Annotated in this window: 13 protein-coding genes and 1 pseudogene; 6 read left to right on the top strand and 8 right to left on the bottom strand. The window is 71.3% G+C overall.

The window, feature by feature from the left end:
* Nucleotides 1-8: 8 nt before the first annotated feature.
* On the top strand, nt 9-791 hold the full coding sequence (locus tag ACR5MH_RS11230; protein WP_431347283.1) for an SDR family NAD(P)-dependent oxidoreductase: 783 nt from the start codon (nt 9-11) through the stop codon (nt 789-791).
* Complete coding sequence (locus ACR5MH_RS11235) at nt 782-1,651, top strand: SMP-30/gluconolactonase/LRE family protein (protein ID WP_431347284.1); 870 nt, start codon at nt 782-784, stop codon at nt 1,649-1,651. Before ACR5MH_RS11230 ends, ACR5MH_RS11235 begins: the two co-directional genes overlap by 10 nt.
* On the opposite strand, the gene ACR5MH_RS11240 is transcribed toward ACR5MH_RS11235, so the two are convergent.
* The 6 genes from ACR5MH_RS11240 to ACR5MH_RS11265 form a co-directional block, all read right to left on the bottom strand.
* Entirely contained in the window at nt 1,639-3,105 is a 1,467-nt protein-coding gene (locus ACR5MH_RS11240) for an aldehyde dehydrogenase (NADP(+)) (protein ID WP_433861765.1), read from the bottom strand. The two genes, ACR5MH_RS11235 and ACR5MH_RS11240, sit on opposite strands and share 13 nt — an antisense overlap.
* The gene (locus ACR5MH_RS11245) at nt 3,102-4,040 is read right to left on the bottom strand and encodes a fumarylacetoacetate hydrolase family protein (RefSeq protein ID WP_431347287.1); all 939 of its coding nucleotides are present in this window, start codon (nt 4,038-4,040) and stop codon (nt 3,102-3,104) included. Before ACR5MH_RS11245 ends, ACR5MH_RS11240 begins: the two co-directional genes overlap by 4 nt.
* On the bottom strand, nt 4,037-5,764 hold the full coding sequence (locus ACR5MH_RS11250) for an IlvD/Edd family dehydratase (protein ID WP_433861766.1): 1,728 nt from the start codon (nt 5,762-5,764) through the stop codon (nt 4,037-4,039). The genes ACR5MH_RS11245 and ACR5MH_RS11250 overlap by 4 nt, the downstream gene beginning before the upstream one ends.
* A gap of 13 nt (nt 5,765-5,777) precedes the next feature.
* Entirely contained in the window at nt 5,778-6,881 is a 1,104-nt protein-coding gene (locus tag ACR5MH_RS11255; protein ID WP_431347289.1) for a zinc-binding dehydrogenase, read from the bottom strand.
* Nucleotides 6,882-6,884: 3 nt separating this feature from the next.
* Nucleotides 6,885-8,327, bottom strand: a complete 1,443-nt coding sequence (locus tag ACR5MH_RS11260; RefSeq protein WP_431347290.1) for a glycoside hydrolase family 5 protein — start codon at nt 8,325-8,327, stop codon at nt 6,885-6,887.
* A gap of 103 nt (nt 8,328-8,430) precedes the next feature.
* Nucleotides 8,431-9,483, bottom strand: a complete 1,053-nt coding sequence (locus ACR5MH_RS11265) for a LacI family DNA-binding transcriptional regulator (RefSeq protein WP_431347291.1) — start codon at nt 9,481-9,483, stop codon at nt 8,431-8,433.
* Nucleotides 9,484-9,830: 347 nt separating this feature from the next.
* Between ACR5MH_RS11265 and ACR5MH_RS11270 the strand changes: the two are divergent.
* The 4 genes and pseudogenes from ACR5MH_RS11270 to ACR5MH_RS11285 all read left to right on the top strand — a co-directional run.
* Nucleotides 9,831-10,490: pseudogene (locus ACR5MH_RS11270) on the top strand (ABC transporter substrate-binding protein); the annotation flags it as partial.
* A 112-nt stretch (nt 10,491-10,602) separates the two neighbouring features.
* Nucleotides 10,603-10,794 (top strand): hypothetical protein, encoded by a 192-nt coding sequence (locus ACR5MH_RS11275; protein ID WP_433861767.1) that lies wholly within the window; start codon nt 10,603-10,605, stop codon nt 10,792-10,794.
* 3 nt (nt 10,795-10,797) lie between these two features.
* Nucleotides 10,798-11,760 carry a carbohydrate ABC transporter permease gene (locus ACR5MH_RS11280; RefSeq protein ID WP_433861768.1) on the top strand — a complete coding sequence of 321 codons (963 nt, stop codon included), beginning with the start codon at nt 10,798-10,800 and terminating at the stop codon, nt 11,758-11,760.
* Nucleotides 11,757-12,629 carry a carbohydrate ABC transporter permease gene (locus ACR5MH_RS11285; protein ID WP_431347293.1) on the top strand — a complete coding sequence of 291 codons (873 nt, stop codon included), beginning with the start codon at nt 11,757-11,759 and terminating at the stop codon, nt 12,627-12,629. Before ACR5MH_RS11280 ends, ACR5MH_RS11285 begins: the two co-directional genes overlap by 4 nt.
* Nucleotides 12,630-12,687: 58 nt before the next feature.
* Here ACR5MH_RS11285 and ACR5MH_RS11290 read toward each other — a convergent pair whose 3' ends face one another.
* Both ACR5MH_RS11290 and ACR5MH_RS11295 read right to left on the bottom strand, forming a co-directional pair.
* Complete coding sequence (locus tag ACR5MH_RS11290) at nt 12,688-14,787, bottom strand: glycoside hydrolase family 2 protein (RefSeq protein ID WP_431347294.1); 2,100 nt, start codon at nt 14,785-14,787, stop codon at nt 12,688-12,690.
* Between the two features lie 3 nt (nt 14,788-14,790).
* Nucleotides 14,791-15,738, bottom strand: a complete 948-nt coding sequence (locus tag ACR5MH_RS11295) for a carbohydrate ABC transporter permease (protein ID WP_431347295.1) — start codon at nt 15,736-15,738, stop codon at nt 14,791-14,793.
* Between the last annotated feature and the right edge of the window lies 1 nt (nt 15,739).

The following is a 15,739-nucleotide window of genomic DNA, read 5'->3' on the forward strand; positions in this document are numbered from 1 at the left end:
GGGTGTCGATGACGATCACCGCCGAGTCCCGGTTCGCGCGCTATCCGTCGCTCGCCGGTCGCACCGCCTTCGTCAGCGGCGGCGCCACCGGCCTGGGAGCGGAGTTCGTCGCGCAGCTGGCCGCGCAGGGCGTGCGCGTGGCGTTCGCCGACGTCGATCGGGCCTCGGGAGCCGAACTGGCCGCCGCCGTCGCCGATCGCGGCCACCCCGAGCCGTTCTTCCAGGAGGTCGACGTGCGGGACGTCGAGGCCCTCCGGAACGCGATCGTCCGCGCGGCCGACCGCCTCGGCCCTCCGACCGTCCTCGTGAGCAACGCGGCGAACGACAGCCGACGATCGGTCTCCGACATCGACGTGGCCGGATGGGACGACGGGATCGCCGTCAACGTGCGCCATCACTTCTTCGCCGCCCAGACGGTCCGCCCGATGATGAAGGCCGCCGGCGGCGGATCGATCGTCAATCTCGGCTCGATCAGCGCCCACATCGACTTGGTCGACCTCCCCGTGTACATCACGGCGAAGGCCGGCATCGAAGGGCTGACCCGCACGCTCGCGCGAGAGTTCGGCCCGGACGGCATCCGGGTGAACTGCATCGTCCCCGGCTGGATCATGACGCAGCGCCAGCTCGCCAACTGGGTGGGCGAGGCGGAGCGTGAGAAGATCCTGGCGGCGCAGTGCCTGCCCGAGCTCCTCATCCCCGCGGACGTCGCACGTCTGCTGCTCTGGCTGGCCGCGGACGACTCTCGGATGGCGACGGCCCAGACCTGGGTCATGGACGGAGGATGGCAGTGAGAGCGGAGCAGATCACGTCGCCTGTCGCGTGGCACGGCGAGGGCCCCTTCTGGGACGATGCCGGGCAGCGGCTGCTGATCGTCGACATGCTCGCCGGCGCCGTCGTCGACCTCGCGTCGTTCGCGCACCCGCGACGCTACGACGTCGGGAGCCCCGTCGCAGCCGTGATCCGCCGTCGCGGCGAGGGCGGCTTCATCGTGGCGACCGAGCACGGCTTCTCGCTGTTCGACGAGGACTTCGCCCGGGTCGAGCGCCTTCCCGACCTGCTCGACGATCCCGCCATCCGGCTCAACGAGGGCGGCTGCGACCACACCGGCCGGTTCTACATCGGTTCGATGGCGTACGACTCGACCCCGGGCGCGGCCGCACTCTACCGGCTCGACCCCGACGGTTCCACGCACACGGTGCTGACCGGGGTCACCATCTCGAACGGCCTCCAGTGGAGCCTCGACGGCGCGCTCGCCTACTACATCGACACCCCCACCCGGCGCGTGGACGTGTTCGACGTGGACCCGTCGGACGGCACGCTCCGCGACCGGCGTCCCCTCGTGCGGTTCGGCGACGACGTCGCCGGCTCCCCGGACGGGATGACCATCGACTCGGAGGGCGGCATCTGGGTCGCACTCTGGGGCGGCGGGGAGCTACGGCGGTTCGACCCCTCCGGCGCGCTGACCGAGGTCGTCGAGGTGCCAGGCGTCAGCCACACGAGTGCGGCGGCATTCGGGGGCGCCGAGCTCGACACCCTTTACATCACGTCCTCCCGTCAGCACCTGCCCGACGACGCCGAACCCGAGGCCGGCGCCGTCTTCGCCGTGCGCCCCGGGGTGCGCGGCGTCCCGCTGCCGTCCTACGCGGGCTGACCCGGCGTCCGCACTCCGTCCACCAGCCGCGGAACACTCCACGGGTTCGCCTCCTGCAGCGCGGGAGGGAGCAGCACGTCGGGGGTGTCCTGATAGGCGACGGGACGGAGGAAGCGCGCGATGGAGGCGGTCCCGACCGACGTGAAGTGCGGAGCGGTCGTGGCCGGATACGGGCCGCCGTGCTGTTGCGCGTAGGTCACCGACACCCCGGTGGGCCAGCCGTTCCACAGCACACGCCCGGCCCGGCCGGCCAGCAGCTCCAGCAGCGGGCCGACCGGATCCCCGTCGACGCCCTGGACGGTCGCGGTCAGCTGACCGGGGAGGGCGCGCGCCGCTGCGAGGAGCTCGTCGGCCGATCCGTACCGCACGAGCACCGCTGCCGGCCCGAAGTGCTCCTCCAGCAGCTCGTCGGCGTGGGCCAGGAAGGTCGTCGCGTCCGTGCCGTAGATCGTCGGCACCGGCTCCTGCGCCTCGGCGGGAGAGCCGATCAGCAGCTCGACATCGTCGCGCTCGGCGAGCGGCGCGAGGCTGGCGAAGTAGCCGCCGCGGATGGCGTCGGTGAGCATCGGGCCGCCGGACGTGCCGCGGACCGCCTCCACCACCTCGTCGGCGAACGACGAACCGGCTGGAACGAACAGCACACCCGGCTTGGTGCAGAACTGCCCGACGCCCAGGGTCAGCGACGCGGCGAAGCCGGCCGCGATCTCCCGGCCGCGCGCGGCCGCGGCCGCCCCGGTCACGAAGACCGGGTTCACGCTGCCGAGCTCGCCGTAGAACGGGATCGGCTCGGGCCGGGAGGCCGCCAGGTCGAAGAGCGCCCTGCCCCCCGCAAGCGACCCGGTGAACGTGGCCACCGTGAGCCGCGGGTCGAGGACGAGCGCCAGCCCGGCCTCCCGCCCCTCCACCAGGGCGAACGCCCCGCGCGGCGCACCCGCGGCGGCGAGCGCCTCGTGGAGGTGCACGGCGACGGCGCGGCTCAGCTCGGGGTGCGCGGAGTGCGCCTTCACGACGACGGGGGCGCCCGCGGCGATCGCCGCGGCGGTGTCGCCGCCGGCCACCGAGAACGCGAACGGGAAGTTGCTGGCGGCGTAGACCGCAGCGGGGCCGAGCGGCCGGAGCATCCGGCGCAGGTCGGGCCGGGCACCCATCGGCCAGTCGGCGTCGGCGTGGTCCACGATGGCGTCGAGATAGCCGCCGTCCTCCACGACGCGCGAGAAGAGGCGCAGCTGGAAGGTCGTGCGGACCAGCTCGCCGCGCAGCCGCTGCTCGGTGAGCCGGCTCTCGCGCGCGGCCACGGCGACCAGCGCCTCGGCGTCGCCGTCCAGGCGATCGGCGATCGCTCGCAGCCAGGTCGCACGATCGCCCGGCCGGGAGTTCACGAGCGCCGGCGCGGCGTCCGCCGCCGCCGACATGGCGGTCTCGAGCTCCACGGCGGCCTCTGTCTCCTGAATCATCGTGTGCCGCCTTCCTGGCCGCGGCCCACTTTCGTCACCGGGTTCACCAGCCTGCCGATGCCCGCGATGTCGACGGCGACCTCGTCGCCGGGCAGGAGCGTGAAGTCCGCCTCCGGCACGACGCCGGTGCCCGTGAGGAGGATGGCCCCATCCGGGAACTCGAGCGCCCGGAACAACCAGTCGGCGAGATCCTCCAGCCGCCGCGCGAGCTGGTCCGTGGACGCAGCTCCGCTGAAGACCACCGCGCCGCCCCGGCGGATCTCGAGCCCGATCGCGAACGGCGGTCCCGCCTCCCACGCCGGCACGATCTCCGGGCCGAGACCGCACGCCGCCGTGTAGACCTTCGCCTGCGGCAGGTACAGCAGGTTCTCGCCCTCGATCGACCGGCTCGAGGCGTCGTCGCCGGCGACGTACCCGAACAGGCCGCCCGCGGAGTCCAGCACGAGGCCGAGTTCCGGCTCCGGCACGTTCCAGTCCGAGTCGGCGCGGATCCCGACCGGCTCGCCGGGGCCGACCACCCGTGCGCCGGTCGACTTGAAGAACAGCTCGGGCCGCTCGGCCGCGTAGACGCGGTCGTAGGGGGTGCCGTCGGTCGCCTCCTCGATCCGGCCGTCCCGGCTGCGCCGGTACGTCACGCCGGCCGCCCAGACCTCCTGCTGCGGGTCGATCGGGGCGAGGATGCGCGAAGGGCTCAGACCGCCGCCCGTCGCGCTCTCGACGTGCTCGCGGGCGTCCGCCGGCGTCAGGCGCAGCAGCTCCGACAGGCTCGACCCCAGCGGCGAGTACTCCTCGCCGCGGCGCACCGCCCAGACGATCGCGCCGTCGGACTCCACCCGCGCCAGCGCCGTCCCCGGCCGGGACGTGTTCGCCGTGCTGCTCGTGTTCTCCGTGCTGCCGGTGTTCTCCGTGCTGCCCGTGTTCTCCGTGCTGCTCAATGCGACTCCCTCGTGACCTCGGACCCGCTCGACCCGACCAGGAAGTCCAGGTCCGCACCGGTGTCCGCACCCAATACGTGTTCGATGTAGAGCTTCTGCCAGCCGCGGTCGGCGCGGGCGAAGGCGTCCACCTGCCGCTGGGACGCCGAGCGGCGGGCCAGCTCGTCCGCGTCGACGAGCAGCTCGATGCGCCTCGCGGGGACGTCGAGCGAGATCAGGTCGCCGTCCTCGACGAGCGCGAGCGGACCGCCGGCCGCCGCCTCGGGGGCGACGTGCAGCACGACCGTCCCGTACGCGGTGCCGGACATCCGGCCGTCGCTGATCCGGACCACGTCGCGCACCCCCTGCTTCAGCAGCTTCTGCGGCAGCGGGAGGTTGCCCACTTCCGGCATCCCCGGGTAGCCCTTGGGACCGCACCCGCGCAGGATGAGCACCGAGTCGGCGTCCACGTCCAGCTCGGGGTCGTCCAGCCGGGAGTGGGCGTCCTCGATGGAGTCGAAGACGACGGCCCGGCCGGTGTGCACCAGCAGCTCGGGGCTCGCGGCCGCCGGCTTGATGATCGCGCCGCGCGGGGCGAGGTTGCCGTGCAGGACGGCGATGCCCGCGTCGTCCTGGAGCGGGTCCGCGCGCAGCGCGATCACGTCGCGGTCCCACACCTCGTGCCTGCCCAGGTAGTCGGTCAGCGGCCGGCCGGTGACCGTGGCCGCTGCGGGGTCGAGGAGGTCGGCGAGCTGATCGAGCACGGCCAGGAAGCCGCCCGCCCGGAACAGGTCCTCCATCAGGTAGGTGCCGGCAGGCTGCAGGTTGACCAGCAGGGGCACGTCGGCGCCGATCCGGTCGAAGTCCTCCAGGGTCAGGTCGATGCCGAGCCGGCCCGCGATCGCCAGCAGGTGCACGACGGCGTTCGTGGAGCCGCCGATCCCGGCGAGCGCGACGATCGCGTTGTGGAACGACTCCTTCGTGATGACCTGCGAGATGCGCCGGTCCTCCAGCGCGAGCTCGACGGCGAGCCGGCCCGAGGCATGGGCGGCCTCCAGCAGCCTGCTGTCGGCGGCCGGCGTCCCGGCGACGCCGGGGATGGTCATGCCCAGGGCCTCCGCCATCAGACCCATGGTCGAGGCCGTCCCCATGGTGTTGCAGTGGCCCTTGCTCCGGATCATGGTCTTGTCCGTCGCCTCGAACTCCTCCGCGGCGAGGGTGCCGGCGCGCACCTCCTCCGACAGCTTCCAGACGCCGGTGCCGCACCCCATGCGCTCCCCGCGGAAGTAGCCGTTGAGCATGGGGCCGCCGGGAACGACCACGGCGGGCAGATCCACCGAGGCGGCGCCCATGAGCAGCGCCGGGATCGTCTTGTCGCAGCCGCCGAGCAGCACGACCGAGTCGATCGGGTTCGCGCGCAGCATCTCCTCGATCGCCATCGCGGCCATGTTGCGCCACAGCATGGCGGTCGGCTTCACCAGGGTCTCCCCCAGCGAGACGACGGGCAGGTTGACCGGCACGCCGCCGGCCTCCCAGACGCCCTGCTTGACGTACTCCGCGACCTCGTTCAGGTGCAGGTTGCACGGCGTGAGGTCGCTCGCCGTGTTGGCGATGGCGATCTGCGGGCGCCCGTCGAACGCGTGATCGGGGACGCCGCGGCGCATCCACGCGCGGTGGATGTACGGGTCGCGGCCGTCGCCGCCGTACCAGCCCTGGGAACGGACCATGTCTGTGTTCTCCTTCACGTCGTCGTGCCCCTCAGGGCACGAGTATTCCTCGTCCGACCGCACCGGCGACGAGCCGGCGGTAGGCCTCGCCGACCTCGGCCAGCGGGAGGCGGTCGCCGATCAGGCGGTCGATGGGCAGCTTCCCCGCGAGGTAGAGGGCGAAGATGCGCGGGAGGTCGAGCTGCGGATTGCTCGATCCGTACAGCGATCCGACGACCCGCTTCTGCCGCTGGACCAGTTGATTGAGCGGGACGGCGAAGCCGGCGTCGGCGGCGCCGAGGCCCACCGCCACGAGCGTGCCGCCCGGGGCCACGCAGGCCAGCGCCTGCTCCAGGGTCGCCGTCCGCCCGATCGCCTCGATCGCCCACGGCACCCCGGCCCCGCCGGTGAGCGCGAGCACGCGCTCCACCACGTCCTCGTTCCGGGCGTCGATGGTGTGGGTGGCGCCCAGCTCGCGAGCGAGCTCGAGCTTCGCCTCGTCGACGTCGACCACGATCACGGGATGCGCCCCGACGAGGGCCGCCCCCATCACGCTCGAGAGGCCGACGCCGCCCGCGCCGAGGACCAGGAGCGGGCCGCCGGCGGCTTCCCGCACCTCGTGGAAGACCGCTCCCACGCCGGTGATGACGGCGCAGGCGGAGATGGCCGCGACCTCCGGCGGCACACCGTCCGGGACGGCGACCGTCGCGTTCTCGTTCACGACGACCCGCTCGGCGAAGCACGACACGCCCATCAGGTGGTGCAGCTCGCCGCCGTCGCTCTGGGCCAGTCGCGATGTCCCGTCGGGGAGGCCGCCGGCCTGCGCCTGGACGGCTCCGAGCTCGCACAGCACGGGATTGCCCGCGACGCACGCCGCGCATCGTCCGCAGCGCGGCCGCCAGAGCAGCGCGACCCGGTCGCCGACGCGCACGCGTCCGGAGCTCTGCGGCCCCACCTGCTCCACGATCCCGGCGCCCTCGTGGCCGAGCACGAGCGGCAGCGGGGCCGTGAGGTCGCCGGTCATGTAGTGGTAGTCGCTGTGGCACACCCCGGCGGCCTCGATGCGCACCAGCAGCTCGCCCGCCCCGGGATCGGCCAGCCGGACCTCTTCGACGTCGGGCGCCCGGCCGGGCGCGCGCAGGACGACGGCCCGCACGCCTCAGGCCCGCTCGCCGGAGGCGGCAGGGACCGCCGGCCGATCCTGCCCGGCCACGAGCTGGTCGCGCAGGCTCTCGCGCACGACGCACTGCTCGAACGCGAACGAGTCGGCGAGTGCTTCCAGGTCCTCGCCGGTCAGCCCGCGGAACAGCTCCGCGTACTCGTCGGCCAGCGGTTGCGCGAACAGGAGGTTGTTCAGCACCGTCGCCACGGTGTCGAAGCGGCCCCACGGGTACGGCTTCCACTCCGGGAACTCCCGGGCCATGAGCGCCTGCACGGCCTCGCTCACCGGGCGGACGCCCTCCCCGCCGAGCCGGTCGCTGCCCCACTGGTCGGCGGCGAGCCGGTTCTTCTTCGCGACGAAGCCGTCGAAGCGCTGCCGGTACGGGGAGTCCGCGGCCACCTCCGCCAGCCCCTGCCGGCCGAGGTCCTTGTACATCCAGCTCGTCCAGCTGACGTCGAACTCGCGGTAGAGCTCGAGCTGGTCGGCGAGGATCTGCCGGCGCATCGCGTCCGTGCGCTCGTCACCGGTGTAGATCGGCGCGAACTCGCCGACAATGATCGGCGTCCCGGTGCGCCGGGCGTACTCGGACCGCTGCAGGAACTTCTCACGGGCGTAGGCCGCGTCGATGTAGGTGCCGTCGGTGTAGCCGGGGTAGTCGCCGCCGCGGCCGAGACCCGCCGCCACGTAATCGTGCAGCGAGTAGACGACGTTCGGCCACGGCTCGTCGTCGAACATGTCGAACTCGGTGGAGTACGTGTTGCCGTCGAGGAAGATCGTGTGGTCGGGATCGATCGCCCGGACGGCCTCGTACAGCCGCCGGTAGAGCGGGCCGACCACCGCCCGCGACTCGTCCGCCGGCTCGTTCATGAGGTTGTAGCCGGCGACCCAGGTGCTGTCCTTGTAGTGCTCCGCGATGGCCTGCCAGATCGCGACCACGCGGTCCTGGAAGTGCGGATGCTGCCACAGGTGCGGCTCGTGCGTCGAGTTGTCCGAGTGCCAGTGGTGGTTCTGGCTGCCCGGCAGGGCGTGCAGGTCGATGATCGAGTAGATCCCGTGCCGCCCGGACGCCTCGATCGCCCGATCCAGGTGGTCGAAGGCCGTCGGCAGGATGGCGAACGGGTCGGCGTCGGACTCGAAGTGCCGGTAGTTCACGGGGACGCGGACGATCGTCATGCCGAGCGACCCGAGGAAGGCGGCGTCCGCCTCGCCGTAGAAGCTGTTCAGCAGGCGCTCGAAGTAGCGTCCGGCGCGCTCGGCACCGAGGACGGCCGCGACCCGGTCGCGCATGAGCGTCTCGTTCGCGGCGTAGCCGGTGATGAAGTTCTCCATGTTGAGCCAGCCACCGACGCAGACGCCGGTGAACCGGATCGGGCGTCCCCAGCCGTCGAGGAAGCCGGTCCCCTCCGTGCGCACGAATCCCGGCGGGCGTCCTTCGCTCATTCTGCTGACCTCACTGTCTGCTGACCTCACGGTCACGAAAGTTTTCTAAGAATTTACGACTGGTTTCGTCGCGATCTCAGGCTAAGGACGCGCACCGGGTGTGTCAAGCACGGTCGGCGCGGAGCCGCACCGTCGAGGACCTCACGATCAACCTGGTCGCGAGGTCGACCCGCGGCAGCTCGGCAGGCGCCTGACCGCCCTGCGCCTCCGGGGCGGAGAGCAGCAGGCGCACGGCCGCCTCGCCCATCTCGGCGATCGGCTGGCGGATCGTCGTGAGCGCGGGCGAGCCCCAGCTCGCCTCGGGCACATCGTCGAATCCGACCACGCTGAGGTCGTCCGGCACCCGGAGGTCCGCCGTCTTCGCCGCGTCGTAGACACCCATCGCCATGAGGTCCGAGCAGGCGAACACCGCGGTCGGCCGGTCGGAACCCGCCAGCACCGGAGCGATGGCGGCCGCGGCTCGCGCGCGGTCCCAGTCGCCGTGCACGACCACTGGAGCCGGGGCGCCCTGGACTTCCAGGGCCGAACGGAATCCGTCGATCCGCGCGCGGCTGTACAGGTGCGTCCGATCGCCGCCGACCACGGCGAAGCGACGGTGGCCGAGGGAGAGCAGATGCTCCGCGGCGGCGCGGCCGCCGTCCCAGTTGGTCACGCCCACGCGCATCGACGGCGCGCCCGGCTCGCTCATCGGCGTGACGAGGACGACGGGGATGCCCGCGGCCTCCAGCGCGGCGAAGTGGCCGGGAGCGGGATCGACCAGCACCACGATCGCGCCGCGCGAGGGCCGGCGCAGCAGCCGGGACACCCAGTTGCCGTCCGGCCGGGCGACGGTGATGACCACGTCGACGTTGGCGGCCGTCGCGGCGTTCTCGACGCCGGTGAGCACGCCGTTCGCCCAGGTTCCGTGCACATGGTTGACGACGAGGTCGATCATCGCCGGGGCGTCGGACTCGAGCGCGCCGGACCTCGGCGAGCTCGCCCGCGGCGCGCGCGCGTAGCCGACGGCGCGCACGGCGTCCATGACCCGGTCGCGCGTCGCGGGCGACACGTCGGTGCCTCCCCTGAGCACCTTCGACACCGTGGGGACGCTCGTCCCGGCCATTCCCGCCACATCGGAGAGAGTCGGCCGCTCGCGCCTGAGGCCCTCGTCGCTCATGACCGCAGCCTAGCCAGCCGTCAGTGCTTGCGCAAACTTTCGTAGAAAGAATGTATTGCGTTGCACCGTTTCTTGCTGAAAGCATGGCCGAACCATCCCACCGAACGTTGCGAATTGCGCAAATTGCCGGTGATGGTGGTTCACCTCTCCAGGTGTTCGACGAAGAAAGCCGCCGGAAACGCTTCCGGCCGATGGAAGAGAAGACACGCATGACGAACGGCCTGCTCTCGGGAACCGTCTCCCGGCGGGGACTACTCGCCGGCACCGGAGGACTCGCCGTCCTCGCCGCCCTCGCCGCCTGCAGCTCGCCCGGCGGCACGTCGACCTCGACGCTCAAATTCTGGAACATGCCGTGGGGAGGCACCGCCTTCTCGCCGCTGGACAAGAAGATCACCCTCGCCTACAAGCCCGCGAGCGGTCTCCCGGCGGCCGGCTACCAGGCCGTCCAGTGGTCCAACTTCACGACGACCTTCGCGTCCGCCCTCGCCTCGAACACCGGGCCGGCGGTCAGCAGCGGCGCCGGCACGCAGGCCTTCCAGTTCGCGGAGAAGAACTACATCGCGTACGCCGACTCCCTGTTCGACTCCTGGAAGAGCAATGGGATGCTCGACGACTTCCTGCCCGGCGTCCTCGACACGATGAAGACGAGGAAGGGCTACGTCGCCGTCCCATACAACCTCGACATGCGGGTGCTCTGGTACCGCAAATCGCTCCTCGAGAAGGCGGGCGTCGAGCCGCCGACCGACTGGCAGTCGTACCTCGACGTCTGCGCGGCGCTCAAGAAGATCGGCGTCTTCGGATTCGGGATCGCCTCCGGCGCACAGGGCAACGGCTTCCAGGTGCTGACCGGACTGCTGATCAACAACGGCGGCGGCCTCTTCAACGCCGACCAGAAGCCGGACTGCGTGACCCCGGCCAACATCGAGGCGCTCGAGTTCGTCGTCGAGATGATCCGCAAGGGCTATATGGACCCGGGGAGCGTCAGCTACTCCACCACCAACGCGCAGTCGCAGTGGAAGGCCGGCACCTTCGGGATGGGCTTCGAGAGCCCCGGCCTCGCGCAGGTGCTCGGCGGCCCGCTGGTGCAGGGAGTTCCAGGCCGATTCCAACGCGGTCACGATGATCGAGAAGTGGCAGCCCATCTGCAAGACCTGGGCCGCGCCGGGCGGCGACGCGCTGTTCGCCGACGTGACCCTGGTCGACAGCACTCCGGCGATGAGCACGTGGGCGCAGAGCCTGCTGTCGCAGAAGGCCACCCCCAAGGAGTCGCTGCAGACCCTGCAGAAGACCCTGACCTCGCAGCAGAAGTAGCTGATGGCCACCCCATCGACACTGGAGTCGGTCCGCCGCGCGCGCCGCGGCGTGGCGGTCGCGGGCCGGGGGCGACCCGGCGCGCGGCCGCCCGGGCGGCGCCTGAGCTCGAGCGCGCTCACGCTCGTCCTCTTCGCGACCCCGGCGGTCCTGCTGCTCCTCCTGCTCAACCTGTATCCCGTGCTGTACGCGGGTCAGCAGTCCCTGCGCAACGGAGACCTGGTCGACGCCGGCACGTTCGTCGGCCTGCAGAACTACGCGACCGTGCTGACCTCCCCGGAGTTCTGGCACGCCGCCTGGTTCACAGTCGTCTTCACGGTCGTCGGCGTCTTCGGGAGCTGGATCATCGGCCTCGGCCTGGCGCTGCTGCTGCGGACGCGCGTACCGGCGAACGGCATCCTCAAGGTCCTGCTGCTGCTCCCCTGGGTGGTGCCGATCGTGGTCTCCTCCACGTCGTGGAACTGGCTGGTCGCCACCCCGCAGAGCCCGCTGCCGCTGGTCGCCAAGGCGCTGGGCTTCGGGGACGTGCTCTTCCTCGCCGACCCGCTGCTCGCACAGATCACCGTCTGCGTCTTCAAGGTCTGGATCAGCTTCCCGTTCATGATGATGATGATGTCCTCGGCCCTGGCGTCGGTCGACACCACCGTGTACGAGGCGTCTCGCGTGGACGGCGCGTCGCGCTGGAAGACCTTCCGGTTCATCACCCTCCCGATGATCTCGCGGTCCACCTACATCTCGTGGATCCTGATGACGATCTTCTGCGTGAACGACTTTCCGACGATCTTCCTGCTCACCGGCGGCGGCCCGGTGAACTCCACCCAGACCCTCGTGGTGCTCGCGTACACGACGGTGTTCCAGAACTTCCAGACCGGTCCCGGCGTCGCGATCGCATTCCTGATGACGATCGTGCTCGTCATCGTCAGCGTCACCCTCTACCGGCAGATCCGAAAGGCGGCCATCGAATGACGGCACTGGCTCAGCAGGCGGCGCCGGCCCGGCAGACCTCGCCCGCGCGGCGTCCCCGGCCCGAAGGCGACCGCGGCCGGTGGTGGCGGTTCTGCCTCCTCGCGGTCGTCACCGCCATCGTGCTCGTGCCGCTCGCCGCCGTCGTGCTGCTCTCCCTGCAGCCGGCGCTCGGCAGCTCCGCGACCGGTGCGACGCTCCAGAACTACGTGAGCGTCATCACCTCGACCGACCTCGGCGTCTGGGTGACCAACAGCCTCATCGTCACGCTCGCGACCGTGGTCGTCGCCGTCGTCATCGCCGCTCCCGCCGGCTACGTGCTCTCTCGGGGCCGCGGGAGGCTGGTGGCCGGATTCTCGCTCACCCTGTTCGTGATCCAGTCGCTCCCGGTGGTGACCGCGGTCATCCCGCTGTTCATCCTGTTCGCGCGCATCGGACTGGTCGACACGCTCGGCGGCGTCGTGATCCTGTACGTGGGCGGGACGATGTCCGTCGCCATCTGGATGATGGCGGCCTACTTCGACTCGATCCCGATCAGCCTCGAGGAGGCGGCCTGGATGGACGGCTGCTCGGTCTTCGGCAGCTTCACGCGGGTGGTGCTGCGCAACTCGCTCCCCGGCGTGCTGTCGACGGCGATCTTCGCCTTCCTGCTGGCTTGGAACGACTACCTGGTCGCCGTCATCTTCCTGCGCTCGGACCAGAACTACACCCTGCCGATCGGACTTCAGACCTTCTTCCAGCAGAACCAGACCGACTGGGGGCCGGTGATGAGCGTCGCGGTGGTGATGATGATCCCGCCGATCGTCGTCTTCGCTGTGCTCAACCGGTACTTCAGCGTCGGCGGGATCGGAGGGTCGCTGGCCGGGCGGTGAGGTCGGCGGCCCGGGCCGGGGAACCCCGGGCCGCCCCTCGCGGCTCTCGCGGCGGAGGTCAGGCCGGCCGCGCGCCGCGCCGGTTGGGCTTCTCGACGGGGGCGGCGTCGACGAACGCCCGCGCGATCGTGTCTCCGGCCGACTCGAACCAGAGGTGCAGCCGCGCGGGACCGCCCGGCGCGGGCACCGTGAGCGCCACCGCGTCGCTCAGACGATACGGATCCACGGCGACGGCCGCGGAGGCCTGCGCGGCGAGTGGATGCCCGTGCGACGGGGCGAGCGACCCCGGCGCCGACCACGCGGCGTGCACCAAGCCGTCCGCCGGAGAGGCGCCGTGATGCGAGACGTGCACCCCGACCGTGAACGCGTCCGTCGGCACGGGGATGTCGGCGCCGGCTCGCGCAGGCACCAGGTCCACGACGAGCACAGTGGGGCCGAAGGCGTCGGCGGTCTCCAGGCCGCCCAGGTCCTTCCGACGACGATCCGCATCCAGCAGGCCGGCAGATTCGTGCTCGACGTCGGTCAGCTCCGTGTACACATAGCCCGCGAAGCGGTCGTGCCGGCGGATCTCCTGCGTCTGCCAGCGCACGTGCCAGGCGCGCTCCAGGCTGGTGAACCCGGCCCCGAACTCGCTGTTCAGGATGGGGACGCCGTGCCGCGGGAAGTCGGCCGCGCCGTAGAAGGACTTGTCGACGACGAAGTCGGGGCCGAGCTTCACCTCGAACGTCTCCCGCTCCCCTGCCGCGAGCTCGGCGAGATTGCGCGCCCACGCAGCCGGATCCTCGTCGTAGTAGTGCCAGTCGACGAGATCGGTGCGCACGTGCGCCCACCCCGAGTTCTCCACGATCGGCCGGGTGGCGTCCAGCGCCCGCATCGTCTCGTAGGCGCGGACGGCCGCCGCCGCACGCTCAGGGCTGCCGGGGATGTCCCAATCCAGTCCCCATTCCTCGTTGTACAGGCCCCAGATCACGATCGACGGATGATTGCCGTCGCGGCGAACCAGCTCCGGCAGCTGCGCCTCGAAGGCCTCAGCGGCCTCGGCGCTGAACCGGCTCGGGCACGGCGGCTCCGCCCAGACCAGCATCCCGGAGCGGTCGGCGTAGTCGAGCCAGAGCGGCTCCTCGAACTTGAGGTGCTTGCGAACCAGCGAGAACCCCAGCTCGCGCGCGAGCTCGAGGTCGCGGACGAGCGTCGCCGCGTCCGGTGCGGTGAGACCGGTGCGCGGCCAATAGCCCTGGTCCAGGACGCCGCGCACATAGAGGCGCTCCCCGTTGAGGTAGAGCTCCTCGCCGCGGGTCTCGATGCGGCGCAGCCCACCGGTGACCGCGACGCGATCACCCGTCTCCCCGTCGCCGACGCTCAGGACCAGCGAGTACACGTGCGGGTCGGCGGGACTCCACAGCCGCGGGTCTGCCAGCTCGACCCGTCCGGCGAACCGGTCGCCTGCGACAGCGAACTCGGTCCGCGTGCCCGCCACCTCGACGACGACGGTACGGCCGTCTGCCCGGTCGCCCGCGACGATGCCCTCGAGGTCGAAGCCGGTCAGCGAGTCGCCGCGTACGGCGACGTCGGCCACGAAGCAGCGGCCGCGCGCCTCCAGCCACACGCTCTGCCAGATGCCGGAGGTCGGCGTGAACGCCACCCCGTCGTAGTCGTCGCGCGGGATCGAGCGCTGCTTGCCGTGCGGCAGCGCGCGCTTGTCGGCGGGCGCCTCCACATCCACACGCAGTTCCGCGGGCAGCCCGGGCGTGAGGAGGTCGGTGACGTCGAACTCGAACGAGCTGTGCCCGCCCGTGTGGCGCCCGGCCTCCACCCCGTCGATCGAGACGACGGCGCTGTGGTGCACCGCACCGAAGCACAGCACGATCCGACGGCCTTCCCAGGCCTCCGGAGCGATCAGCTCGCGCCGGTACACGGCTCGCTCCAGCCAGGTGCGCTGGACGCCGGACGCCTCGGTCTCCCACGCGAACGGCACGACGATCCGGTCCGGCGTGCGCTCGTCGCCCTCGAATCGCCAGACGCCGTTGAGACTCAGCCAGGCAGCGGAGCGGTCGCGGTCGGGGCGCGGGTACTCCGGCCTCGGAACGCGGGAGTCGTCGTCCGCGGTCCAGGTCGGGGCGCCGGCGATCGGCTCGGCGGTCGGTTCTGCGATGGTCATGGATCAGCCCTTTACGCTTCCGGCGAGGATGCCGTTGATGAAGTGCTTCTGCAGCACGATGAACAGGATGAGGAGAGGGATGAGGGCGACGGTCGCTGCGGCGAGCAGCTCGCCCGTCACCGTGGCGTAGTCGGCGCCGACCTTGTTGCCGGAGATGTTCTGCGCGAGCGTCGAGAGCACCACCTGCAGGGTGGCCATCCGGCTGGAGCTGGCGACGACCACAGGCCAGACGAAGTCGTTGTAGATGTTCATGATCGTGAGCACGGCCAGGCCGGCGAGCCCGGGCCGGATCACGGGCACGATCACGCGCCAGAAGATCCCGAACTCGCCGCAGCCGTCGACCCGTGCCGCGTCGAGCAGCTCGTCCGGCACCGCCGAGATGACCTGCCGCATCCAGAAGATCGCGAACGCGTCGACGGAGCCGGGGAGGATGAGCGCCTGGTACGTGTCGACCCAGCCGAGCTCCTTCATCTCCAGCAGCAGCGGGATGATCAGCACGATCGTCGGCAGCATCAGGGTCAGCAGCACCGCGCCGAAGATCAGGTTCTTGCCGCGGAAGTCGTACTTGGCGAACGCATACGCGGCGAGCGGGGCGAAGACGAGCGTGATCGCGCCCTTCACGAGCAGCACGATCCCGGTGTTGAGGAACCCCGATCCGATCGGGACGTCCTGCAGCATGCCGCGGAAGTTGTCGAGCGTGAAGCCGGACGGATCGAAGCCGAGCGGATCTCGGATGATCTCGGCGGCCGGCTTGAACGACGAGACGATCGCCCAGACGACCGGCGCGAGGAACGCCACCGTCAGCACGAGCAGGAACGCGTGCGAACCGACGTGGAGGCGGCGGCGCACGCGCCGGGGGCGACCCGGCGTCGCCGTGGCACGCGACGACTCGGGCGGTGTGGGCGTCGACGCAGTGAGCGCGGTCGCAGGGCGGGTGTCCAGATCGGCCATC

It is taken from the genome of Streptomyces sp. L7 (assembly GCF_050990935.1).
In the GTDB taxonomy this organism is placed as follows: Bacteria; Actinomycetota; Actinomycetes; order Actinomycetales; family Microbacteriaceae; genus Leifsonia.